Consider the following 21,443-nt stretch of genomic DNA (forward strand, 5'->3'; position numbering starts at 1 on the left):
GGTCGAGCAGTTCCCCGGGCGCGCCTAGCGTGGAGGCAGTTCCGCACCGGGATTCGCAGGAGTCCTGCGGGCCCGGCCGTGGATGAGAACGCAGAGGAAGATCGGACATGGGCCTGCTTGAAATTGAACTTGCCAAACTCGACTATGCGGAGAGGATAAAGTCCGCGGAACGCCTGAGGCACGGGCAGCGACGCGGGGACCGGCTGCCTCGAACGGCAGGATACCGCAGACGGGCCAAAGTTGATGCGCCTGTATTCACGCTCAGGATCGGCGGCTTCCGCTACCGGTTGTGGTTTACGCGGACTGTCGCGCTTTGAGGGGTTCGCTAGCATCAAGCCCATGCGAGCTATCATCCGGGACGCTACACCCGCGGACGCCGCCGCGTGCGCAGCGATCTACACTCCCTATGTCCTGAGCACTGCGGTGTCTTTCGAGACGGACCCTCCGACGGCACAGGAGATGGGGGAGCGGATCGCCGCAGCGCAGGAACGGCACGCGTGGCTCGTGGCAGAGCATGAGGGCGGGGTGGCCGGCTACGCGTATGCAGGCAGCTGGCGAAGCCGCGCGGCCTACGCGCGGACCGCGGAAACCAGCGTCTATCTGGCCCAGTCAGCTACGGGGAGGGGCCTCGGATCCGCCCTCTGCACAGCGCTGCTTCAACGACTCGGGCAACTGGGTTACCGTACGGCAGTGGCGGGTATGACGCTGCCCAATCCAGCCAGTGAAAGGCTGCACACGGCGCTCGGATTTGAGCCCGTTGGCGTGTTCCGCCGCGTGGGCTGGAAACACGGCGCCTGGCAGGACGTCAGCTGGATGCAGCTGGACCTGCCCGCCCTACCAGGGGAAGCCGTACCCCGGGAAGCCGTACCAGGGGAAGCCGTGCCCGGGGAACCGGGCTAGGCCACTTCCATCCGCTCCAGCACGAACACTGGAATCTCACGGTCGGTCTTGGCCTGGTAATCGGCGTAGGGCGGGTAGGCCTCGACCGCCCGCTCCCACCACACTGCCTTCTCCTCGCCGGTGATTTCGCGGGCCGTCATGTCCCACTTCTGCGGCCCGTCCTGCAGCTCCACGAGGGGATGGGCCTTGATGTTGAAGTACCAGACGGGATGCTTCGGGGCACCGCCCATGGACGCGACCACCGCGTAATCGCCGTCGTGCTCAACCCGCATCAGCGGGGTCTTGCGCAGCTTCCCGCTCTTGGCACCCTTGGTGGTCAGCAGGATCACCGGGCGCCCGTTCAGGGTGGTGCCGCGGGTGCCGCCCGAGGACTCGATTTCCTCGGCCTGGTCGCGCGAACGCTTGGAAGTACTGGGGACATATTCACCGGTTAGGGGCATGCGCCCCAGTTAACACCCAACTCCGCACGGCGCACCACCCCGGATCTCAGGAAGCGCCCGGAGCCGCCGGCGGCGTGAAGATCCACGGTTCCCGCGGCAGCCGGGCCGGATCAAAAGCCTCCAGCGCTTCGGACAGGGTGCCGGGAAGTCCCAGCGACTGAAGGATCATTGCCGCCGCTTCCGGCGCGGAAATTCCCAGTTCCGCCAGGGCACCCAGGGTGACCGCGCCGTCGCGCTTTGCCAGCCGCTTGCCGCTCTCGGAGAGGACCAGCGGAACATGGACATACTCCACCGGAGGCAGGCCAAGCAGGGATGCCAGGTACGCCTGCCGGGGTGTGGAGGAGAGGAGATCATCGCCGCGGACCACCTGGTCGATGCCCTGGGCAGCATCGTCGACGACGACGGCAAGGTTGTACGGAGGGACGCCGTCGTTGCGCAGCAGCACCAGGTCATCCACCACTCCGGTGTAGGGGCCGAGCAGGGCGTCATGGACCGTGTACTCCTGCACATCCGCGCGAAGCCGCAGCGCCGGCGGGCGTTCGCGGCGGCGTCGTTCGCGTTCAGCCTCGGAGAGGTTACGGCATGTACCGGGGTACGCCCCGGGAGGGGAATGCGGTGCCCGCGGCGCGTCGGAGATCTCTGCACGGGTGCAGAAGCACTCGTAGACCCGCCCCTCGGCCCGCAGCTTCGCGATGGCTTCGAGGTACACGGCGGTGCGGTCGGACTGGCGGATCACCTCACCGTCCCAGTCCAGCCCGACGGCGGCAAGATCACGCAGCTGAACCTCTTCGGCCCCTGCCCGGGCACGGTCCAGGTCCTCCACGCGGAGGATGAAGCGGCGTCCGCTGCTGCGGGCGAACAGCCAGGCGAGCAGGGCTGTCCGCAGGTTGCCGACGTGGAGTTCACCGGACGGACTCGGGGCAAAACGGCCGGCACCGGCGGGGGAGGGGGAAAGAGGAGGCACGCCTTCCAGCCTACAAACCCCGGAGCGCATCGGCGCACCCGGCACTAGACTGTCGGGCACCACCGGCAGACAGCCTCCCCGAAGGAGCCCGAACATGCCCGACTATGGCCGCGACCTGCTCTTCGGAGCCTTCATCACCCCCGTTGCCTCTCCCGCCCAGCAGGCTGTGGAGCTGGTCGTCACGGCCGAATCCGCCGGGCTGGACCTGGCCGCGTTCCAGGACCACCCGTACCAGCCGAGGTTCCTGGACACCTGGACCCTGCTTTCCTACGCCGCGGCGCGCACCTCGCGGATCCGGCTGGTGCCGGACGTGCTGAACCTGCCGCTGCGCCAGCCCGTGGTGGTCGCCCGCAGCGCCGCGAGCCTTGACCTGCTCAGCGGCGGACGGCTCGAACTGGGACTTGGCACCGGTGCGTTTTGGGACGCGATCGTTGCTGCCGGCGGGCAGCGGCTGTCGCCGGGGGATGCGGTCACGGGGCTGGAAGAGGCAATGCGCATCATCCGCGGCGTCTGGAACACGGATGGTTCAGCTCCACTGCGCGTGGAGGGCAGGATCCACCAGGTGAACGGAGCCAAGCGGGGTCCGACGCCGGCGCACGACGTCGGCATTTGGCTTGGTGCCTATAAGCCGCGCATGCTTCGGCTCACCGGGGAAGCGGCGGACGGCTGGCTGTCGTCGCTGGGTTACCTGCGCGGCGGGCCGTCCGACCTGGTGCCGCTGAACGCCCGGATTGACGACGCCGCTGCCGCCGCCGGACGGGATCCTGCCGCGGTGCGCCGGCTGCTGAACATCAGCGGCTCGTTCAAGGCAACGGGCAGTGGACTGCTTCAGGGGCCTGTGACCCAATGGGTGGAAGAACTCACCGACATGGCTTTGGAGCACGGGATTTCCGGGTTCATCCTCGCGTCCGACGACGCCGGCACCATCACCCGGTTCGGTGCGGAAGTGGCGCCGGCGGTCCGGGAGCTGGTGGCTGGCGCCCGGCGATCCCGGACCGCCTGAGGCGGCGGGCCTTCCGCGCCGGAACGCTGCGTCCTAGTGTGGGGAAATGACATCGGAGCTGCTGTTGCCCGCCCTGAACGCCGCCCGCAAGGGCAAGGAAGAAGGGGGAATCCCCATAGGTGCCGCACTGTTCATCGACGGCACCATCGTGGCGACCGGGCACAACCGCCGCCAGCAGCTGGGCAGCGTGATCCGGCACGCGGAAATGGACTGCCTGGAACATGCCGGCAGGCTGCCCGCCGGCTCCTACTCACGGTCAACGATGGTCACCACACTGTCCCCCTGCGAAATGTGCACCGGCGCGATTCTGCTGTACCGGATTCCGCGCGTCGTCATCGGGGAGAACCGCAGCTACCGCGGAGCCGAGGACCTGCTGCGCCAGCGCGGGGTGCAGGTGGACGTCCTGGACGACCCGGCCTGTGCGCTGCTGATGGAAGAGTTCATGACCGACTATCCCACCCTGTGGAACGAGGACATCGGCGTGCTCTAAACCGGCCGGCCTGATCCGGACCTGCGTTTTCCTTGCCTGTTTTCCCGCCGTCGTGAAGGATGGCCGCAGCGGGGGGCGACGAACTGCAACGGCGCAGGAAGGATCGGAACAACGCATGCGAAAACTCACAACATTTGGGGTAACCCTGTCCCTGGCCCTGGTGGCAGCACCGGCAACGGCCATGGCAGCGGAACCGGCAACAGAGCTGGGCGGAACACTCGCCAACGGAGCCACCTGGGCGGCGGAAGTGCCGGCAGACTGGAACGGGAAGCTGGTGCTCTACAGCCACGGCTTCCGCCCGGGGCCGGACAACCCGGCCTGGGATCCGGGATTCGACTCCACCGCGCAGGCGCTGACGGACCGCGGATTTGCGGTAGCAGCGTCGTCGTACGCCACCGCCGGGTGGGCACTGGGCACCGCTGTGCAGGACCAGCTGGACACCCTTGCCGCGTTCTCGGCGCAGGCCGGGGAACCGGACCGGACCATAGCGTTCGGCACGTCCATGGGCGGGCTGGTCAGCAGTCTCATCGCGGAGACACCGGACAGCGGGGTGGACGGCGCGGTCAGCACCTGCGGGCTGCTGGGCGGGGGCATCAACCTGAACAACTACCAGCTTGACGGGGTGCACGCGCTCGCCGAACTGCTGCTGCCGGGCCAGGAGCTGCAGCTGACCGGTTTCCGCTCTTCGGCAGAGGCAGGCGTGACCATCACCGCCCTGATGCAGGCCGTCCAGCAGGCCCAGACCACGCCCGACGGACGGGCGCGGCTGGCGCTCGCGGCGGCCCTAATGAACACCCCCACCTGGTTCAGCGGGGACACCGCCCCCGGGGCACGGGACTACGCGGCACAGCAGGAAGCGCAATACAACTGGCTGCTCCAAACCATTCCCTTTGTGGTGGGATCCCGGGTTTCGATCGTCACCGCCGCAGACGGCGACAGCGGCTGGAACCAGGGCGTGGACTACCGTGCGCTGCTGCAGCAGTCCGCCCAGCGGCAGCAGGTGGACGCGCTCTACCGTTCGGCCGGACTGGACCTGAACCGGGACCTCCGCACGCTGACCGGGGCGGCGGACATCGAACCGGATGAAGACGCGCTGGAGTGGATGGACCAGACCTCCACACCCAAGGGCGACCTGCAGATCCCGGTGCTCACCATGCACACCCTGGCGGACATCCTGGCCCCGGTGGAATACATGGAGGAATATGAGGAAACCGTCCGGGAAGCGCGGGCGACGCCGCTGCTGCGGCAGTCGTTCATCGAACGGACCGGGCACTGCACCTTCACGGACGCCGAGCGCGTGGCGGCCGTGCTAGCCATGGACCAGCGGCTGGAAATGGGACGCTGGGCCAACCTCGCCGAGCCGCGGCAGCTGGACCGGCTAGCAGAGTCACTCGGGCTCGGAGAGACGGACTTCATCAACTACCGCCCGGCCGAGTTCGTGAACGACCGCAGCTGGAACCCCGGCACCGGCCACGGACACGGGCCCGGCAAGGGGCACGGCCCCGGCAAGGGTCACGGGCCCGGCAAGGGCGAGGGTCCCGGAAAGGGTCATGGAGACGGCCACGGGCACGGACCGGGAAAGGGCAATGGCCCCTGGAAGGGCCGCTGACCGTGAGGCTCTGAGGTTCCTGCTCAGGCCCCGGCGCGCACGGAACCGGCCAGCTCGCTGACCGGACCATTCCAGGGTGTGCCGTGGCCGGGCAGGATCCAGTCCACGTCAGAGAGCGGCGTGAGCCGGTCCAGTGTCTCCAGGGCCTGCGCGGGGTCATCCGTGAAGGGGGAGGGCTGCAGTCCGGTCCGTCCGGAGAGGACGTTGCGTGTGGTGAGGGCGTCGCCGACGAACAGCGCTTTGGCCGCGGGAACGTGGACAGCCACGCTGCCGGGGGAGTGCCCGGGAAGTCCGATGATGCGCGGTGAACCCGGAAGATCCAGCACGTCACCGTCCGCGACCGGAACGACGTCGGTGAGGTAGGTGGTGCGCCAGCCCTGCTTGCGCACGGAGTAGGCGAGGAACTTCGCGGTGGGACCGGGACGCATGCTGCCCGCCGAGCCGGGAGCAGGCTTGTAGCGTTCAGTTCCCCGTGCCCGGGCAGCGTCCGCGGCGTGGATGTACACCGGCACGCCGGTTTGCAGCCGCAGCCGCTCGGCGAAGCCGATGTGGTCCGTGTCCCCGTGGGTCAGGACCACGCCGCGGATGTCGTCCAGAGTCCGGCCCAGTGCTGCGAGCTCATGCTCCAGATCCCGCCAGTGTCCGGCAAGGCCGGCGTCGACGACGGTGATGCCTTCGTCGGTCACCACCAGATACGCGGCAACAATGTCATTGCCAATCCGGTAGAGGTTCGGTGCGAGCTTCATGGGGTTCTCCTCGAGGCGTTCCGGTGTGTCCGGGTTACATGGCTAACATAATTAGCTATGATGGCTAATGTCAATAGCCAACAGTTCGTCAGGAGATCCATGCCTTCCCCGCAGCGTACGTCCCTTGAAGCCATCGTCGCAGCGGGCCGCGCAGCCCTGGAAGAGGGCGGGCCCGAGTGCGTCACCATGAATGCCGTGGCCGACCGGGTTGGTGTGCGGTCCCCCTCGCTCTACAAGCGGGTCAGGGACCGCGACGCGCTGCTGGGCATGATTGCCGCGGCCACACTCGAAGACCTGCGGGAGCGGCTCCAGGGCCAGGACTCGCTGGGCGGTCTGGCCCGCACCTACCGCTCCTTCGCGCAGGAACATCCGGAAGGATTTCGGCTGATCCAGACGCGCACTGCCTCCGCAGAAGACCTGGCCAGGACCAGCGAGCCGGTCCTGGCTGCAGCCAGGGACGCGGTGGGTGAAGCTGACGCCTTGGAGGCTGCGCGGTTCATGACAGCGTGGCTGACCGGGTTCATCACCATGGAACTGGCCGGCGCGTTCCGGCTGGGCGGAGACCTGGACAGGGCCTTCGATTACGGAATCGAGCGGGTCGCAGCAGCACTGGCAGGCTGATGCGGTCCCGCCCGCTTCGGTAAACGCGCCCTAGATCCCTTCGCCCAGCTGGGGGCGCGCGCTGTAGGGAATCAGCGGATGGTCAGCCCGGGCCCTGATCTGCTGCACCACCCATGAATTGCCGTCCGGATCCGAAAACCCGAACAGGGTTCCGCCGTCGCGTTCGTCCATGACGCTCACCTCGCTGGCGTCCACACCGCGGGACAGCAGTTCATCATGGGCGGCCTGGGCGTCCGGAACCACCAGCTGCAGCCCCTTCAGGGAACCGGGCTCCATTTGCTCCTCGCCCGGCAGGCTGCCGATGACGATCGAGCATCCCGAACCCGGGGGAGTGAGCTGGGCAAAGGCCATGTGCTCGTTGACGGTGTGGTGGTCCAGGTCGAAGCCAACCCGGTCCGAGTAGAACTCAATGCTGCGCTCCAGGTCGCTGACCGGTACGCGGATCACTTCCAGGGTCCAATCCATGGTTCCTCCCAAGCTGGTGGTACGGAATCAGGCCGTGGCGAACGCGAGCAGCTGCTCGAGCTTGTCATAGCCGGTGGCCATGCCCGATTCCATACCCGAGGACACGAAGTTATCCCGGGTCTGGACTGATGGGTAGACCGAATGTCCGCTGAGCCGGGACCGGCCGCCGGGCAGGTCCTCGAACCGCAGGAAATCCAAGCTGGCCTGGTCCGGATACCCTTCATACTCGAACGTCTGCAGGATGAACTCCCCGGCCCGGATGTTGTGGAACACGCCGCGGAAAGCGAACTCACCGCCGTCGTCGTCGCTTTGGACAAAGCGGTAGGACCCGCCGGGAGTGGCCTCGAACGCATCGATGCGGGTCTGCAGGCGCTCGGGCCCAACCCACTCCGCGTAGGAGTCCGCCGTGACGTGGGCGCGGAAGACATCGAGTGCCGGGTAGTCGAACTCGCGGGTGTAGTCGATGTACGGGGCGCCGTCGGGAAGGGTGACTTCCAGTGCGTTGGTCATGATGCCTCCTGCGGAACGTCGGTCCGGGTGGCCAGGAGCTCCTCCAGCCGGGAATATGAATCGGTCATGCCTTCCTCCATGCCGGAGGCCGCCATGCCGTCCCGTGCTTCCTGGGTGGGGTAGACGGCATGCACGGTGATGCGGGTCCGGCCGTCGCCCAGATCCTCGAAGGTATTGAATTCAAGGCTGACGACGTCGGGATAACCGGAGAACTCGAACGTCTGGATCGCGAACTCGTTCTCCCGGACGGTGTGGAAGATGCCGGTGAAGTCGTACGGGATGCCTTCAGGGCCGGTGTGCGTGTATTTGTAGGTGCCGCCGGTGGTGAAGTCGTAGTGGTCCATTTCCATCTTTGTGCCGCGCGGTCCGAGCCACTGGCTGACCAGGTCGGGATCAGCGTGGGCTCGGAACACGTCCGCCACGGGAAAATCGATCTCGCGTGAGTAGTCGATGAAGGGGACGCCGTCGGGGACGGAGAGCTGCAGTGCGTTGGTCATAGCGGTTTGTCCTTTGCCTGCCGGCCGCGCTCGGCGGCCTGTTGGTGGAGCACAGCGTCAAGGCTGCGGAACTGCCCTTCCATGACCAGCCGGTACCGGTCAATCCACGCAGTCAGTGCCTCCAGCCGTGCGGGGTTCAGGTGGACGGGCCGGCGCTGCGCGTCACGGGTTCGCGTGACCAGCTGCGCCTGCTCGAGGACCTGGATGTGCTTCGAAACCGCCTGCTTGCTGATTTCGAAGGGTTCGGCGAGTTCATTGACCGTTGCCGGGCCCCGGGAAAGCCGGGCGATGATGCGCCGTCGTGCCGGATCGGCCAGGGCTAGAAAAGCCCGGTCGAGCAGGACGTCTTCTGGGGCTTCGTTCATGTGCAGGGCCAACGTTTCGCGTCGCTGTATGTCTGCGGATCTTCGGTATCCAACCCGCCTGTTGATCAACCGATGAGTTGATTACGACCGAAGGTACGCCCGCAGCCAGAACCCTGCAAGAGGGGCGGACCAACTTTTTCGCCGAATGAATTCACCCACTCAGGAACTTCACAGGGGGCTCCCGGCGACGCGGCCGGTCAGGGGGAGTACCGTGTCTTGTTCTGGTCGGGCGCGCATCCCGGGCCCGCTGCAGCGGGAAAGGACAGGCCATGAGCTCAATGGATCACAGCCAGGCTGCCGGCACTTCTCACGATGACACCGGTTTCCACTGGCCGAGCCTCGCCCTCGGGCTCGTTTTGCTCCTCTTTGTCCTGGCCCAGGGAGAGGACAACGGAGCACCGGGCTATGCAGGGATGACGGGGCTCATCCTGCTCATCACCGGATTGTATTCCGCAGCGACGCGGAGGAAATCCTGGATGCGCCTCACCACCCGAACGGCCGCATGGATAGTGGCCGGAGTTGGAGTGGTGCTGATGCTCCTGGCCCTGGTCCTGCGACTCGCAGGATTGTGACGGCGGGGCTTTTTCGGCGCACCTTACGCGCCGCTACGCTGGGCGGATGCTTACAGACGACCGAATTGATCCGCCCGACGCAGCCGACGAACGGGGCACCCTCAACGGCTTCCTGGACTACCTGCGTGCCAGCGTGGTCCACAAGGCCCAGGGCCTCAGCGATGCCGACGCCGCCCGCCGGGTCCTGCCGTCCCTGCTGACTGTCTCGGGCCTGCTTCGCCACCTCGCCGACGTCGAACGCTGGTGGTTCCGTGCACAGCTGGATGGCCAGACGGGCATTCCCACCCGCTGGAGCAGCGACGATCCCGACGCCGAATTCCGGGTCAGCGAGCAGGACAGCCTGGCCGAAATCATCGCCGACTACCAGGCCGCCTGCGCCGAGTCCCGCGAAGCGGCGGCACGCTACGGGCTGGACGACATGTGCAAGGCCGACCACAGTGCCGGGCATAACCTCCGCTGGGTGCTGGTGCACATGGTCGAGGAGACCGGACGGCACTGTGGGCACCTGGACATCATCCGCGAACTGCTCGACGGCGTCACCGGGGAGTAGCGGGCGGGCCGGCGTAGGCGGGCCGCACATGGAACGGCTCCCCAGCCATGGCCAGGGAGTCGTTCCAAGGTCCGGCCGATGAACCTACTGGTTCCGGCCAAGTGGACCTGTTCTGGTCCCGCCTTAAGGAACCACTTTCAGTAAAACACCGTGCACGCAGGAGGGAACCCCTTCGCGGCAACTTTCTCGCTGGATTTGCGGGGCCGTACGTTTCCGCAGGTCACCGAGCGCCCTGCCGGCGGACGCGAACGTGATAAACACAAAGCATGGCAACTACCGCATTTAAGCAGAACCCCGTCCGCACCACCGGCGAACTTCCCGCCGCCGGAACCTCCGCACCCGCCTTCGCGCTGGTCGGAACCGACCTCTCCCAGGTGTCCAGCGAAGCCTTCGCCGGCCGCCGGGTAGTCCTGAACATCTTCCCCAGCGTGGACACCGGTGTCTGCGCCGCCAGCGTCCGCCGCTTCAACGAGATTGCGGCCGGACTCGAGAACACCGCAGTCGTCTGTGTCTCCAAGGACCTGCCGTTCGCGCTCGGCCGTTTCTGCGGCGCCGAAGGCATCGACAACGTGGTCGCCGCTTCGGCGTTCCGCAGCAGCTTCGGCGAGGACTTTGGCCTGACCCAGACAGAAGGCCCGCTGGAAGGCCTGCTGGCCCGCGCCGTCGTCGTCATCGATGCCGACGGGACTGTGCTGCACTCGCAGCTCGTCCCTGAAATCACCACGGAACCGGATTACGACGCCGCGGTGGCCGTTCTCTCCTAGTCCAGCTCTCTGACGGGGCCCGTTCCGCTTTGCTGCGGGGCGGGCCTTTCGTGTGCGGCATTGCCAGCCAGCATGCTTAGGATGGTGGCGGGCGGCCGGTGAGTGGAACTCATCCCGCTCTCTTAGTCTTAGTCACATCGTTGGGGGAACGAATTGAACAAGGAACATGGATGGCCCGCGCCCGGGGAAGACCGGACCGGCAACGAAGCCGGACCTGATCGTGCAGGGGAGCAGGCAGAGGGACCGGAACCGGCACCGCAGCATCCGGCGTACGGAAGCGGCCCCGGTTTTGCTCCGCCGGGCTTCGCTCCGCCGGGGGGATTCGGGCAGGGGCCGGCCGGTTATTCAGCCCCGGCTGCTTACAACGGCCCGGGCGGGCCGGGCGGACCCGGAGCCCCAGGCGGATACGGCAGCCCGGGCGGACCCGGAGGATTTGGGCCGGGACAGGGTCCAGGGCCGGGAGGGCCGGCGGGGTACGGGAACGGTCCGGGATACGGCAGCTATCCGCCGAGGACCCCGGGCAAAGGGCTGGCGATCGCGGCCCTCTGCGTCGCCGGATTCGGACTGCTTTTCAGCTGGATCTGGTTCCTGAACTTCATTACTTTCCTGACCGGGCTGGTGGCCCTCGGCCTGGGCATACCTGCGCTGGTCAAGGGGATTAAGGCACGAAACGCGGCTCGCCCCCTCTCTATCGCTGCGCTGTCCATAGCCGTGGTGTCCATGATTGTGGCGGTCATTATCAACGTGACTGTCCAATACGGTTTCCCCGACGAGGACGAAGGCTATGCCCGGAGTGAAGCGCCGGTGCCCGTGCTGACCGAGACACCCGCTCCACCGTCCGCGCCACCGTCTGCCACGCCGGCCGGGCCAGCCCGTGACACCGAACCGGAATCGCAGCCGGGTTTGCCGGACAAGGACTACTCGGGCGATATTTCCGGCCCCTACTTCGATGATCTCATCCAGCAGCCCGCCGCATCAGCGGGTGAAGGGGTGCAGGTTGGGGACTACACCGTCACGCTCACGGAGGTTGACCGGGAGGCATCGGCAGAGGTGCTGGAGCGAGACCCTTCCGCAGGAGAACCGACCCACGGGTATGTCCTGTTCGAGTTCGGCGTGGTCTACAACGGCTCGTCCGGCACTACCAGCACCGGCCGTCCGGACCTGGACTTCACACCGAAGTTCATCGGTTCCGACGAACGGCTGCACAGCGTCCTGAACTGTTCCATGGACTTTGGCGTGAGCTCCTCTGACCGGCCCCGTCTGGCCCCGGGCGAAAGCGGAATCTATGAAATCTGCTTTGATCTGCCCGAGGCAGCTCTCGCTGAGGACAGCCGCGTTGGCCTGCGCATGATCCTCGCGGACCACAACGAGGACGTCTACTGGCGGCTGCCCTAGCCCGGCGGCCCGTGAACCAGTACTGGGCACGATCAATTCCGGGGGAGAAGGATATGCAGAACAACTACGCACGTGGGCCATACGGGGGCGCAGGTCACGGGTACTACCCGGGGACGGGACCGGGGTTCCGTCCGCCCGGGCCTACGGGCAAAGGGCTGGCAATCAGTGCCCTGTCCGTGGCCGCGTCGGGCCTGGTGAGCTGCTGGATTCTGTTCCTGAATGTCTACGCGTTCGTAACCTGTGCGGTTACTATCGGGCTGGCCATAGGCGCACTGCTGAGGGCACGGGTGAATCCGCGTCCGGCACGGGTTATGGCCGTTATATCCATTGGGGTTGCAGTGCTCTCCGTAGTGCTGGCCTGGGCGGTCAATTCCTGGGCTATCAACGCCTGGAACAATTCGCCCGGCTCCCCCCAATCGCTGCGGGAATCGGCGCCCCGGGCTGACGGCCCTGACGGGGCCCCGGGTGCCGCCACCTACCTGCTGCCGGAAGATGTCCTGGACCAGATCCTCGCGCAACCGGTTGTCCCGTCCGGTGTGGGAACACAAATGGGGGACTACGAGGTCAGGCTCTCGGAAGTGGACCGGGACGCAGCCTCCACGATTCAGCAGCGCAGCCCGGCCGCTGAACCCCGGGAGGACGTTTTTGTGCTGTTCACGTTCGCGCTGCGCTATGACGGCGGAATCATGGGCGAACGTGAATTCGAGCTGACGCCCCGGCTCGTGGCAACCGACGGCCTCGCGTACGCGCCGGTGGACTGTTCCACGGGCACGAGCCTCGGGGGCTCAGGTGGTCCGGCGCTGTACGGGGAGGACAGCGGCGACTACGAAATCTGCTTCGACCTGCCGCAGGGCACGCTGGGGGAGGACAGCCGGGTGATCCTCGGCATGGAGGGTGTGGCCGAGGAGTTTTACTGGCAGCCGTAGACTCCGGCTAACCGGTGCCGGCCACCAACTCGTACGCGCCCTGTCTGCCGGAAGGGCGGCGGTAGGGCTGTGACTAGGCAATATGGACTCCCGCCTTAGCTAGGATAGGGGCGGCGGCTGACGCCGTATGAACCTGATAATCGAACGAAACTTTTTGGGGGAACGAATGGATAGGGACCAGGGACAGCCCGGGCCGGCGGACGAAGGCGCCGGCGACGGCGGTCCGCACGACGGCGGTCCGCACGACGGCGGTCCGCACGACGGCGGTCCGCACGACGGCAGCACGCACGACGGAGGCCTGCACGACGGCGGTCCGCACGACAGCGGCACGCCCACTGAGGCGCAGCGCCCGGAGGACAGCACGGCACCTGCTTCGGACGGGGTGCGGGAAACTGCCACGGAGGGAATGCCTCAGGCACCGGAAGCTGCCCAGACTGAACCGCTGCAGGGAGACGGTTTTGCAGCGCCCGGCGGATTCGCAGGCGGACCGTCGCTTCCGTACCAGACCGGCCAGCTTCCCCCGGTACCGCAGTACAACCCTTATGCCCAGGTCCCCGGTGCGCCCGTCCCCAACCAGGGCGGCACCTCGGGCTACCCGAGCCAGGGTGGAAACCCCGGGTACCCCAGCTACCAGGACCAGCCAAGCCAGCTGGGCCAGCAGGCCCCGCAAGGAAACCCCGGATACCCCAGTTACCAGGGCCAGCAGGGTCCCTACGCCAACCAGGGCGCAAACATGGGCTACCCCGGACAGCAGGGCCCGCCGTCGCACCCCGGGTATCCGAACCAGCCCGGCTACGGCAGCTACGGCCCGCCGCCGTCCACACCCGGCAAGGGCCTGGCGATTGCTGCCCTGGTCCTGGCCATCCTGGCGCTGCTCGTGTGCTGGATCCCGTTCCTGAACGTCGTGGCCTTCCCGCTGGCAATCGTGGCGGTCGGTCTGGGAATCCCGGCACTGCTGAAGGGCATCAAGGCCCGCAACATCTCCAAGCCGCTGTCCATTGCGGCGCTGTCGATCGCAGCGGTGTCCATCATCGCCGCGATCGTTGTGAACACCGTCGTCGTGGATTCGCTGAAGGATGCAGGGCTGTGGGAGAGCGAGACCGAGGCAGGGACGGAGACCTTCACGGAGATCGAGGACTACTCCGACGAACTCTCTGAAGCCGAGAAGGAAGACTTCTCCTACCAGTACTCGGATAGCTACATCAGCGAAATCGTCGCCGAGCCGGCCAACTCAGCCGGCGATGAAGTGACCGTGGGCGACTACACAGTCACCCTGGTTGAACTGGACCGTGACGCCGCGGCTGAAGTCCAGGAGCGGGACCCCGCAGCCGGTGCGCCGGACTACAACTACGTGATTGCCCGGTTCAGCGCTGTGTACAACGGCACCGGAGACGGCCGCCCCTGGCTGGACCTGCCGCCGGAACTCATTGGAACCGACAGCAGGATCTACACCGTCATGGGCTGCTCCAGCAGCCTCGGCCAGCGGACCGTTGACCAGGACCTGCTCAGCAAGGGGGACACCGTGACGGTTGAAGGCTGCTTCGACGTTCCGGACAGCGCCCTGGGGGAGGACGCCCGCCTCGGCATGCGCATGATCCTCGCCGAAGAGAACAACGACAACGTGTACTGGCGCCTGCCCTAATTTTCACTGGGCGGCTCAGCCCTGCTGGGCCGCCCACTGGGCAACACGGGCTGCGCTCTCTTCTTCTGACAGGTCCTCCACACGGGTCATGATGGTCCACCGGATGCCAAACGGGTCCCGGATGCTGGCGAACCGGTCCCCGGATACAAACGTCGCCAGCGGTTCCCGGACCACCGCCCCTGCCGCTTCGGCCCGCGAGACCACCTGGTCGGCGTCGGCACAGTAGAAGCCGAGTGAGTAACAGGCAGCATCGGGCTCCGGAGGGTTCACCAAACCATAGTCGGGGTTGGGTTCGCCCAGCTGGAGGTGGCCGCTGCCCAGGTCCAGGTCAGCGTGAACGGTTACGCCGTTCATCTCGGTCACGTCGACCACCCGTGCGCCGAAGACATCCTGATAGAAACGGATTGCCTCCGCGGCTCGCGGGACGGCAACAAACGGTGTGAGACTGGTCAGGCCGTGGGGAACTCCGCCGGTGGTGTGCCGGCCGGTCACTCCAGGGTGATTGTTCTGGTTCTGGGTTGTAGTCATGGAATCAGGCTAGGAACCCCGCCGCTCCGGTGGCTTGGCAATTCGCGACAACCGGCTCATTTTCCGAGCCCTAGGCAGGCTGTGCAGGAAGGGAGCGTGCTGTGGAGGACCAGTGGCGCGGCCCGCTGTATCCAGCCCGGCTGCCCTCTTTGCACCGGATACCCGCGCCGGCTGCGCTCGCGGACCGGATCCGCTGGTTCTGGATCCCCGAATGGGACCTCGCACCGGGCAGGACCTCGCGGCAGGAAGTCCTGCCCTTCCCCGCGCTCAACCTCGTGATCGAACCTGACGGTGCCAGGCTGTACGGACCGGCAACGCGCCGGTCCTTCCGCGACCTCACCGGCACCGGCTGGGCCGTCGGCCTGCTCCTTCGCCCGGCAGCGGTTCCGTTCCTCTGCCCCGACCCGGGAGCGCTGAAAGACGCCGATGCGGTACTGGACGTGCCCGGGCTTCGGATCCCTGTCACTGAGGCGATGGCTGCAGGGACTGACGACGGCGGCGCTGCCCGCCGCGCGGCAGCCGTTGCGGAGGCGTCGGGCTGGGTGGAAGCAACCCTGCCTAAGCCTCCGCCGGAGTCCCTGCTGGCCAACAGGTTCGAGGAACTGATCGAGGCGAATCCGTCGCTGACGCGCGTGGACCAGGCCGCTGACCTGCTGGGGGTGTCGGTACGGACCCTGCAGCGCATCGCGCGGAAGCACGTGGGACTGCCGCCGCTGGCGATGATCCGGCGCTACCGGCTGCAGGAGGCAGCCGAGCGGCTGCGCACCGATCCTGGCCTGGGCATTGCCGACGTCGCCGCGAAGCTTGGCTATGCCGACCACGCCCACCTGACGGACGTGTTCCGCGAGGTGCTGGGGTTCACGCCCAGCGGGTACCGGCGGGAAGCGGCGTCGGGCGGGGACCAAGGCAAGTAACCGGCTCAGCCCTTCATCGCCCCGCTGATCGCGAAGCTTCCGCCCAGAGCACGGGTGGCGATGTACAGGCTGATGACCGGCAGCGAGTAGAGGATGGAGAAGGCCGCCAGCTCGCCGTACGCCACCCCGCCGTACTGGTCGAAGAAACGGAAGATGCTCACCGAGGCGGGCTGCTTGCTCTCGGCAAAGAGCAGGATGAACGGAACGAAGAAGTTCCCCCAGCCTTCCAGGAACACGAAGATGAACACCACCGCCAGCCCGGGACGCATCAGAGGCAGCACCACGTAGAACAGTGCCTTCATCGAGGAGGCCCCGTCTATCCAGGCCGCTTCCTCCAGGCTGACCGGGACCGAGTCCATGAAGTTCTTCGTCATCCAGATCGCGATCGGCAGGAACGTGGCGCCCATGAACAAGATGGTGCCGCCGAGGGAATCGAGCAGATTCAGCTGCACGAACAGGCTGTAGACCGGAACCATGATGGCGGTAATCGGCAGGCAGGTGCCGAACAGCACCGTGTACATAAACGGCCGCTTGAACCGCAGCTGGTAGCGGGAGAGCGGATAGGCCGCCAGCACGGCCGCGGTGACGGTGACAAGCGCGGAGCCGGTGGCCAGCAGGAAACTGTTCAGCAGCGGAAGGAAGGTCTGCTGGGCGTTCAGGATCGCGCGGAAGTTATCCAGCGTCAGGGCCGACGGGGCGGTGAGTGCATAGCTGGCATCGGCGTTGAATGATGCGGCCAGCAGCCAGGTCAGCGGCAGCAGGAAAACTGCGGCGAAGAGCACCAGCACCACGTTGGACACCCGTCCTGCCTTCCGGCGGTGCGCGGGTGTCCGCCGGGTACGCGCCGGAAGGCCGGCGGAGCGCACGGAGGGGGCAGCGACGTCGGCCATTGCCTAGTCCTTCCTTTCCCGCAGCATGCGGATGTAGGCGATGGAGAAGACGGCGCCGATAAGGAGCATGACGACGGCGATGGCCGTTCCGTAGCCAATATCGCCGAACTGGAAGGCCTGTTCATAGGCCATGATCGGCAGGGTCGTGCTCGCGTTCAGCGGGCCGCCGCGGGTGACCACGAAAATCAGCGTGAACGTGCCCAGGGTCAGCAGGGTAATCAGCATCAGGTTGGTGGCGATGCTCCGCCGAATCATAGGCAGGGTGATGAAGCGCAGGCGCGCGAAACCCCCGGCACCATCGATCGTTGCGGACTCGGTGACTTCCGGCGGGACGTCGTTCAGCGCAGCCTGGTAGTTCATCATCGAGAACGCCGTGCCGCGCCAGATGTTCGCGATGATCAGGGCGAACATGGGGTGTTCGTAGAGCCAGTCCACCGCCGGCACCCCGGCCAGCCCGGTGAGCTGGTTGAGCATGCCGTCGCGGAAAAAGAACGCGTAGGTGATGAAGGCAGCCACGATTTCGGGCAGCACCCAGGCTGCCACCACACAGGCGCCGACGACGGCGGCCACCACGCGGTTGGCACGCTGCATTAGCAGCGCCAGCCCCAGTCCCAGGCAGTTCTGCCCGATCACCGCCGAGCAGAACACAAAGAGGAAGGTGAGCCAGAGGGACTGCGGGAAAAGCGGATCCGCGAACAGGCTGCGGTAGTTCTCCAGACCGATCCATTCCGGGTTGCGGGCGCTGGCACCGGTCAGCCCGGTATCGGTGAAGGACCCGTAGAACGCCCACAGGATCGGCCCGCCCAGGAAGACCAGCAGCAGAACGACGGCGGGGGCCAGGGGCAGGAGCCGGCCCACCCGGCGCCCCCGGTGGGACGGGGCCCGCGGACCGGCCGGAGCGGCCCGGTCCTCCGTGGGGGAGGACCGGGTCCAGGCAGAGGTGGACACCGTGGGCTACTTCTCGATGACGTTCTCTTCGCCGACGATCTTCGCCAGGGTTTCGTCGTAGGTCTTGGCGGCTTCCTCGGGAGACTTGCCGCCGGCCACGACTTCCTGGGTTGCCGTCAGGACGGCGGTGTCGATCTCCGCGAAGTCCGCGGTGGCCGGACGGTAGTTGCTGACGTCCAGAACTTCGGTGACCTCAGCGGCGAACGGGTTCATGTCCTGGTATTCGGGTGCCTCGGCCACATCGGTGCGGACGGCAATCTTGGACGCGTCCACGGTGTAGGCCAGGGAGTTCTCGTAGTCCATGGCGGTTTTGACGAAGTCCACCGCAAGGTCCGGGTTCTCCGTGCCCGCGCCGACGGCCAGGGTCCAGCCGCCGGACATGCTCACGGCTCCGGGTTCCTGCCCGTTCTGGGTGGGGAACGGCGTCGTCGCCATGACCTCGCTATATTCGGGCCATTCGTAGTCGGCCCCTTCCTGCCAGAACTGCGGGGCGTAGGAGCCTTCAACCGTGGCGCCCATCTGGTCCTGCGGCAGCATTTCGCCCACGATCTTCTGCCAGACGTTGGGGTCGAGTGCCTCGGCCGGGGTGACGGCGAGTTCTTCGTCGTAGATGGTCTTGAGGAAGGCCAGTGAGTCGGTGAATCCCTGGGACCCGGTGACCCACTTCTGCTCGTCTTCGTCGTAGAGGGTGCCGTCCTCGGTGCCGTAGAGCAGTTCGTAGAAGCTCTGCATGGTTCCGGCGTACATGCTGAACGGGACCACCTCGGGATTAGCGGCCTTCACGGTGCGGGCCATGGTGAGCAGGTCATCCCATGTTTCGGGCTGCCAGGGCAGCTCGATGCCGGCGCCACCGAGCACGTTCTGGTTGTACCAAATGACCCGGGTGTCCGTTTCCAGCGGCACCGCGTAGGTCCCGCCGTCGTCGCCCAGTCCGGCCTGCTTGGCGGTTTCGTTGAAGGTGTTCCAGTCCTCCCAGTCCGAGAGGTAGTCGTCGAGCTGCAGGACATAGCCGGCGTCGACGTCGGCGCGGAGCTTGAAGGAGTCCTCCACGAACACGTCCGGTGCGGTGTCAGGGGAGCGCTGGGAAAGGGCGAGCTTGGTGGCGTAGTCCTCGTCGTTGCCCTCGATGGGTGTCAGTTCCACGGTGACACCCTCGTTCTCCGTTTCGAACTGCTCTTTGGTGTTCTGCATCAGTTCCTCGAGCACCGGGTCGGCCTTTTTGTAGGCGATGCGCAGGGTCTGGGCGTCCCCGTCACTGCCGGAACTGTCTCCCGAGCAGCCGCTGAGCACCAGCACAATGGCCGCGGCTCCCATGAGTGTTTTGGCTATCGAGCGCATGGTTCTCCTTTGATCCACGACTTCCCGGCGGGCGGCGTCGTCGCCGAAGGAACCCGAGGTTAGCCCTGCGGCGCTGGTAACTCAACGGTGCTGGTGATGCTGGAGGGGTTTTTGGGGTGAAATATCAATCCCGCGGAAATAGATGATTAACCTGAAAACGGCCCGCTCCGTTGGGGCGGAGCGGGCCGTCAGCAGACGGAATCGTTCAGTCGCTAGCGGTCCAGGTTCGCCTGGATCTCTTCCCATGACGGCTCGGAGGCGCCCTGGTTCCAGGGCAGGTAGGCCAGGGCCTTGCCCATGGCGCAGGTGTTGGAGAGCGCGGAGAACACCAGCCCGCCGCTGATGCCGCCGGCCAGGACACGGAACTTCGGGGACGCGATGCGCCCGGCGAGCAGGCCGAGCCCCACTAGGCTTCCGGCGGCCAAGCGCACCTGGCGCTCCATGTCCCAGACCTGCCGGCCGCGCACTACGGAACCGCCGGCCTTCTCGACGTCGGCCACGCTTTCGGTCAACACCTGCCCGCCCTGGAGGCCTGCTGCGGCGAGGCGCTCGTGCGCCTGCCGGGCGCGGACACCGGACTGGCACAGCAGTACGACGCCGTTATCCAGCCGGGCGGCGAGCTCAACCGTGTGGGCGGAGAGCATGGGCAGGGGAATGTTGTGGGAGCCGGCGATGTGCGCGGACTCGAACTCTGCGGGATTGCGGACGTCGATGACGGTGAGGCTCGGGTTCTCCTCGAGCAGCGACTTCAGGGTGGCGGCGTCGATGGTCTTGGCGGTCTCTGCGATTTCTGCGGTGGCAGCGGGGGACATGCGGTTCCTTCGGTTGGAGTGGCCGGAGCGAAGCACCAACCCTATGGGCCGAATCTGGGAGAAGTCAGGGGATGTTACGCCGTGTGGCCGGGGCCGGCCTTGTGGTCTGGACCTGTGCTGCGGGCTGACCCCCTGGCCGATCGTGGCCTGTCCGTGCGTCCTGCGGTGCGGTACCGCTGCTTTGGGCGGACCAGGGTCCATCCTGTGTCGCGCTGATGCTCTTTGACGCGTGCCCGGCGCATCCTGTGTCGCATTAATGCTGGATTGGGTCCGGTAGAGCCACGTTATTGCGTCAGGGGATGCGCTAGCCGCCGGGAGAGGAGCGTTATTGCGTCAGAGGATGCACCGGGAGCCGCGCCGGACGATCCAACGGCGGTGGCCGGTTCAGGCCGAGCCTGCTGATTGGTCTTCGGTGTCAGCCGTCGGCCAGGACAGCGTAGACGACGTAGTTGTCCTGCCAGAGTCCGGTGGTGCTGTCGAACCCGTCGCAGGTGATCAGGCGCAGCTCAGGCCCGGCGGTGTTTCCGTAGACCGCTTCGGTAGGGAATTTGTCCTTGGCGTATTGCTCACCCCGAACGACGGTGAATGCAGACTCCGTTCCGTCTTCCTTCTGCACTGTGATTTGGTCTCCCGGGACAAGGCTTCGAAGCCTGGCGAAGACTCCGGGCCCGCCGTCGTTGGCATTGACGTGGCCGAGCAGGATCGCGGGTCCGGGTTCGCCGGGAGCGGGTGAACCCGTGTACCAGCCGGCAGGGGAACCCGGATCTGCCGGAGGCACTTCAAGCGTTCCATCCGGCAGCAGACCGAGTTTCAACAGCTCCGAGCTGGTTTGGATCGCGGGAAGGGAGACGATGCGCGGTGATGAAGGTGCGGTCGCGGCGTCGGGTGGCGCATCCTGCGGAAGTGCAGGGAGCGGACGAAGGGAATCACCTGCCGGTGCCGGCGCCGGCGTTTGGGGCAGCGCAAAGTAGCGGGGTCCCGCATCATCGGGTGTGCTCGTGTCGCCTGCGCCGCCAAGGAGGAACGCCGCGGCGGCGACCACCAGAACCATTCGGCTCCGGCGGCCGCTGCCGCGGGATTCTACGTGTCGTCCCAACGCAGGCTAGGCGTGGTTTCCGGACTTGCGCCGCAGTCCGGCAGTGATGCCTGCGACGGCGACAACTCCACCAGCCGCGAGGAGAACGCCTGTGGCGTCGGTGCCCTCGTCAGCGGGTGCACCTGTGTTGGCTCCGCCCTTCGGGGTGTTCCCGATCTGGTTGTCGACGGGGGGCAGCGTCGTCGTGGTGGGTGATGGAGAAGGCGGAGCGGGTGACGGCGTGGGGCCTTCGCAAGCGATGCCGTCTCCATCTCGGTCCAGACTCGGCTCATAGCCGGGCTGGCCTTCGGCAATGTTGTAAACGCCTTCAGCAGCGGCGGCGTCGCAGTTCGCATAAGGCGGAGCCGCAGCAGCCGGGGAAGCTGCCAGTGCCGTGAAGCCAAATGCGGCCGCAATAGTGAGTCCAGTCAGGGTCTTTTTCACGATCGAACCTCCGGTTCATCGAGTAATTAGGACCC

At 66.5% G+C, this 21,443-nt stretch carries 25 protein-coding genes and 1 pseudogene; 12 read left to right on the forward strand and 14 right to left on the reverse strand.

What is annotated here, in order from left to right; genetic code table 11:
* Positions 1–339 precede the first annotated feature (339 nt).
* Entirely contained in the window at positions 340–900 is a 561-nt protein-coding gene (locus tag NGB94_RS05735) for a GNAT family N-acetyltransferase (protein ID WP_325789648.1), read from the forward strand.
* Here the strand turns inward: NGB94_RS05735 and NGB94_RS05740 are convergent.
* Both NGB94_RS05740 and gluQRS read right to left on the reverse strand, forming a co-directional pair.
* Positions 897–1,340: a nitroreductase family deazaflavin-dependent oxidoreductase gene (locus NGB94_RS05740; protein ID WP_325789649.1), complete on the reverse strand. Its 444-nt coding sequence runs from the start codon at positions 1,338–1,340 to the stop codon at positions 897–899. The genes NGB94_RS05735 and NGB94_RS05740 overlap by 4 nt on opposite strands.
* 46 nt (positions 1,341–1,386) lie before the next feature.
* Positions 1,387–2,304, reverse strand: coding sequence for a tRNA glutamyl-Q(34) synthetase GluQRS (gene gluQRS, locus NGB94_RS05745; protein WP_325789650.1), 918 nt, complete (start codon positions 2,302–2,304; stop codon positions 1,387–1,389).
* 94 nt (positions 2,305–2,398) lie between these two features.
* On the opposite strand from gluQRS, the gene NGB94_RS05750 reads away from it, so the two are divergent.
* The 3 genes from NGB94_RS05750 to NGB94_RS05760 all read left to right on the forward strand — a co-directional run bounded on the left by NGB94_RS05750 (position 2,399) and on the right by NGB94_RS05760 (position 5,406).
* Complete coding sequence (locus NGB94_RS05750; RefSeq protein WP_325789651.1) at positions 2,399–3,307, forward strand: LLM class flavin-dependent oxidoreductase; 909 nt, start codon at positions 2,399–2,401, stop codon at positions 3,305–3,307.
* A 46-nt stretch (positions 3,308–3,353) separates the two neighbouring features.
* Positions 3,354–3,797 (forward strand): nucleoside deaminase, encoded by a 444-nt coding sequence (locus NGB94_RS05755; protein WP_325789652.1) that lies wholly within the window; start codon positions 3,354–3,356, stop codon positions 3,795–3,797.
* A gap of 115 nt (positions 3,798–3,912) precedes the next feature.
* Positions 3,913–5,406, forward strand: a complete 1,494-nt coding sequence (locus NGB94_RS05760) for an alpha/beta hydrolase (RefSeq protein WP_325789653.1) — start codon at positions 3,913–3,915, stop codon at positions 5,404–5,406.
* A 23-nt stretch (positions 5,407–5,429) separates the two neighbouring features.
* Here the strand turns inward: NGB94_RS05760 and NGB94_RS05765 are convergent, their stop codons facing one another.
* On the reverse strand, positions 5,430–6,152 hold the full coding sequence (locus NGB94_RS05765) for an MBL fold metallo-hydrolase (protein WP_325789654.1): 723 nt from the start codon (positions 6,150–6,152) through the stop codon (positions 5,430–5,432).
* A gap of 99 nt (positions 6,153–6,251) precedes the next feature.
* On the opposite strand from NGB94_RS05765, the gene NGB94_RS05770 reads away from it, so the two are divergent.
* Positions 6,252–6,773 carry a TetR/AcrR family transcriptional regulator gene (locus NGB94_RS05770; RefSeq protein ID WP_325789655.1) on the forward strand — a complete coding sequence of 174 codons (522 nt, stop codon included), beginning with the start codon at positions 6,252–6,254 and terminating at the stop codon, positions 6,771–6,773.
* 30 nt (positions 6,774–6,803) lie between these two features.
* Here NGB94_RS05770 and NGB94_RS05775 read toward each other — a convergent pair whose 3' ends face one another.
* From NGB94_RS05775 to NGB94_RS05790, 4 genes and pseudogenes are all read right to left on the reverse strand, one after another.
* Positions 6,804–7,238 (reverse strand): VOC family protein, encoded by a 435-nt coding sequence (locus NGB94_RS05775; RefSeq protein WP_325789656.1) that lies wholly within the window; start codon positions 7,236–7,238, stop codon positions 6,804–6,806.
* Positions 7,239–7,265: 27 nt separating this feature from the next.
* Positions 7,266–7,748, reverse strand: a complete 483-nt coding sequence (locus tag NGB94_RS05780; protein ID WP_325789657.1) for an SRPBCC family protein — start codon at positions 7,746–7,748, stop codon at positions 7,266–7,268.
* Positions 7,745–8,245, reverse strand: coding sequence for an SRPBCC family protein (locus NGB94_RS05785; protein WP_325789658.1), 501 nt, complete (start codon positions 8,243–8,245; stop codon positions 7,745–7,747). The genes NGB94_RS05780 and NGB94_RS05785 overlap by 4 nt, the downstream gene beginning before the upstream one ends.
* Positions 8,246–8,292: 47 nt before the next feature.
* Positions 8,293–8,610, reverse strand: a pseudogene (locus tag NGB94_RS05790) (ArsR/SmtB family transcription factor); the annotation flags it as partial.
* 269 nt (positions 8,611–8,879) lie between these two features.
* Here NGB94_RS05790 and NGB94_RS05795 point away from each other — a divergent pair.
* The 6 genes from NGB94_RS05795 (at position 8,880) to NGB94_RS05820 (ending at position 14,459) form a co-directional block, all read left to right on the forward strand.
* A complete protein-coding gene (locus NGB94_RS05795) occupies positions 8,880–9,182 on the forward strand; it encodes a hypothetical protein (RefSeq protein ID WP_325789660.1) in 303 nt (100 codons plus the stop codon).
* Between the two features lie 46 nt (positions 9,183–9,228).
* Entirely contained in the window at positions 9,229–9,732 is a 504-nt protein-coding gene (locus NGB94_RS05800) for a DinB family protein (RefSeq protein WP_325789661.1), read from the forward strand.
* A 266-nt stretch (positions 9,733–9,998) separates the two neighbouring features.
* Positions 9,999–10,496, forward strand: a complete 498-nt coding sequence (tpx, locus tag NGB94_RS05805) for a thiol peroxidase (RefSeq protein WP_325789662.1) — start codon at positions 9,999–10,001, stop codon at positions 10,494–10,496.
* 153 nt (positions 10,497–10,649) lie between these two features.
* On the forward strand, positions 10,650–11,891 hold the full coding sequence (locus NGB94_RS05810; RefSeq protein ID WP_325789663.1) for a DUF4190 domain-containing protein: 1,242 nt from the start codon (positions 10,650–10,652) through the stop codon (positions 11,889–11,891).
* 311 nt (positions 11,892–12,202) lie between these two features.
* A complete protein-coding gene (locus NGB94_RS05815) occupies positions 12,203–12,817 on the forward strand; it encodes a hypothetical protein (protein WP_325789664.1) in 615 nt (204 codons plus the stop codon).
* 166 nt (positions 12,818–12,983) lie between these two features.
* Positions 12,984–14,459 (forward strand): hypothetical protein, encoded by a 1,476-nt coding sequence (locus NGB94_RS05820; protein WP_325789665.1) that lies wholly within the window; start codon positions 12,984–12,986, stop codon positions 14,457–14,459.
* Between the two features lie 15 nt (positions 14,460–14,474).
* On the opposite strand, the gene NGB94_RS05825 is transcribed toward NGB94_RS05820, so the two are convergent.
* Positions 14,475–14,987, reverse strand: a complete 513-nt coding sequence (locus NGB94_RS05825; protein ID WP_325789666.1) for a VOC family protein — start codon at positions 14,985–14,987, stop codon at positions 14,475–14,477.
* Positions 14,988–15,088: 101 nt separating this feature from the next.
* Between NGB94_RS05825 and NGB94_RS05830 the strand changes: the two genes are divergently transcribed.
* Positions 15,089–15,901: a helix-turn-helix domain-containing protein gene (locus tag NGB94_RS05830; RefSeq protein WP_325789667.1), complete on the forward strand. Its 813-nt coding sequence runs from the start codon at positions 15,089–15,091 to the stop codon at positions 15,899–15,901.
* A 5-nt stretch (positions 15,902–15,906) separates the two neighbouring features.
* Here the strand turns inward: NGB94_RS05830 and NGB94_RS05835 are convergent, their stop codons facing one another.
* The 6 genes from NGB94_RS05835 to NGB94_RS05860 all read right to left on the reverse strand — a co-directional run bounded on the left by NGB94_RS05835 (position 15,907) and on the right by NGB94_RS05860 (position 21,408).
* Positions 15,907–16,791: a carbohydrate ABC transporter permease gene (locus NGB94_RS05835; RefSeq protein ID WP_325789668.1), complete on the reverse strand. Its 885-nt coding sequence runs from the start codon at positions 16,789–16,791 to the stop codon at positions 15,907–15,909.
* Between the two features lie 3 nt (positions 16,792–16,794).
* Positions 16,795–17,739, reverse strand: a complete 945-nt coding sequence (locus tag NGB94_RS05840; RefSeq protein ID WP_418910612.1) for a carbohydrate ABC transporter permease — start codon at positions 17,737–17,739, stop codon at positions 16,795–16,797.
* Between the two features lie 6 nt (positions 17,740–17,745).
* Positions 17,746–19,077: an extracellular solute-binding protein gene (locus NGB94_RS05845; RefSeq protein ID WP_325789669.1), complete on the reverse strand. Its 1,332-nt coding sequence runs from the start codon at positions 19,075–19,077 to the stop codon at positions 17,746–17,748.
* A gap of 212 nt (positions 19,078–19,289) precedes the next feature.
* Positions 19,290–19,889: a rhodanese-like domain-containing protein gene (locus tag NGB94_RS05850; protein WP_325789670.1), complete on the reverse strand. Its 600-nt coding sequence runs from the start codon at positions 19,887–19,889 to the stop codon at positions 19,290–19,292.
* Positions 19,890–20,304: 415 nt separating this feature from the next.
* A complete protein-coding gene (locus tag NGB94_RS05855) occupies positions 20,305–20,940 on the reverse strand; it encodes a class F sortase (protein WP_325789671.1) in 636 nt (211 codons plus the stop codon).
* Between the two features lie 51 nt (positions 20,941–20,991).
* Complete coding sequence (locus NGB94_RS05860) at positions 20,992–21,408, reverse strand: excalibur calcium-binding domain-containing protein (RefSeq protein ID WP_325789672.1); 417 nt, start codon at positions 21,406–21,408, stop codon at positions 20,992–20,994.
* Between the last annotated feature and the right edge of the window lie 35 nt (positions 21,409–21,443).

Origin of the sequence: Arthrobacter koreensis (genome assembly GCF_035792275.1) — a bacterium.
GTDB lineage: Bacteria > Actinomycetota > Actinomycetes > Actinomycetales > Micrococcaceae > Arthrobacter_B > Arthrobacter_B koreensis_A.

What these genes read in the sequence shown, in the direction of transcription:
- NGB94_RS05775 (WP_325789656.1), bottom strand. Translation starts at nt 7,238, where the DNA reads ATGGATTGGACCCTGGAAGTGATCCGCGTACCGGTCAGCGACCTGGAG.
- NGB94_RS05855 (WP_325789671.1), bottom strand. Translation starts at nt 20,940, where the DNA reads ATGGTTCTGGTGGTCGCCGCCGCGGCGTTCCTCCTTGGCGGCGCAGGC.
- NGB94_RS05785 (WP_325789658.1), bottom strand. Translation starts at nt 8,245, where the DNA reads ATGACCAACGCACTGCAGCTCTCCGTCCCCGACGGCGTCCCCTTCATC.
- NGB94_RS05740 (WP_325789649.1), bottom strand. Translation starts at nt 1,340, where the DNA reads ATGCCCCTAACCGGTGAATATGTCCCCAGTACTTCCAAGCGTTCGCGC.
- NGB94_RS05795 (WP_325789660.1), top strand. Translation starts at nt 8,880, where the DNA reads ATGAGCTCAATGGATCACAGCCAGGCTGCCGGCACTTCTCACGATGAC.
- NGB94_RS05750 (WP_325789651.1), top strand. Translation starts at nt 2,399, where the DNA reads ATGCCCGACTATGGCCGCGACCTGCTCTTCGGAGCCTTCATCACCCCC.
- NGB94_RS05820 (WP_325789665.1), top strand. Translation starts at nt 12,984, where the DNA reads ATGGATAGGGACCAGGGACAGCCCGGGCCGGCGGACGAAGGCGCCGGC.
- NGB94_RS05765 (WP_325789654.1), bottom strand. Translation starts at nt 6,152, where the DNA reads ATGAAGCTCGCACCGAACCTCTACCGGATTGGCAATGACATTGTTGCC.
- NGB94_RS05760 (WP_325789653.1), top strand. Translation starts at nt 3,913, where the DNA reads ATGCGAAAACTCACAACATTTGGGGTAACCCTGTCCCTGGCCCTGGTG.
- NGB94_RS05755 (WP_325789652.1), top strand. Translation starts at nt 3,354, where the DNA reads ATGACATCGGAGCTGCTGTTGCCCGCCCTGAACGCCGCCCGCAAGGGC.
- NGB94_RS05825 (WP_325789666.1), bottom strand. Translation starts at nt 14,987, where the DNA reads ATGACTACAACCCAGAACCAGAACAATCACCCTGGAGTGACCGGCCGG.
- NGB94_RS05835 (WP_325789668.1), bottom strand. Translation starts at nt 16,791, where the DNA reads ATGGCCGACGTCGCTGCCCCCTCCGTGCGCTCCGCCGGCCTTCCGGCG.
- NGB94_RS05845 (WP_325789669.1), bottom strand. Translation starts at nt 19,077, where the DNA reads ATGCGCTCGATAGCCAAAACACTCATGGGAGCCGCGGCCATTGTGCTG.
- NGB94_RS05770 (WP_325789655.1), top strand. Translation starts at nt 6,252, where the DNA reads ATGCCTTCCCCGCAGCGTACGTCCCTTGAAGCCATCGTCGCAGCGGGC.
- tpx (WP_325789662.1), top strand. Translation starts at nt 9,999, where the DNA reads ATGGCAACTACCGCATTTAAGCAGAACCCCGTCCGCACCACCGGCGAA.
- NGB94_RS05815 (WP_325789664.1), top strand. Translation starts at nt 12,203, where the DNA reads ATGGCCGTTATATCCATTGGGGTTGCAGTGCTCTCCGTAGTGCTGGCC.
- NGB94_RS05780 (WP_325789657.1), bottom strand. Translation starts at nt 7,748, where the DNA reads ATGACCAACGCACTGGAAGTCACCCTTCCCGACGGCGCCCCGTACATC.
- NGB94_RS05735 (WP_325789648.1), top strand. Translation starts at nt 340, where the DNA reads ATGCGAGCTATCATCCGGGACGCTACACCCGCGGACGCCGCCGCGTGC.
- NGB94_RS05800 (WP_325789661.1), top strand. Translation starts at nt 9,229, where the DNA reads ATGCTTACAGACGACCGAATTGATCCGCCCGACGCAGCCGACGAACGG.
- NGB94_RS05850 (WP_325789670.1), bottom strand. Translation starts at nt 19,889, where the DNA reads ATGTCCCCCGCTGCCACCGCAGAAATCGCAGAGACCGCCAAGACCATC.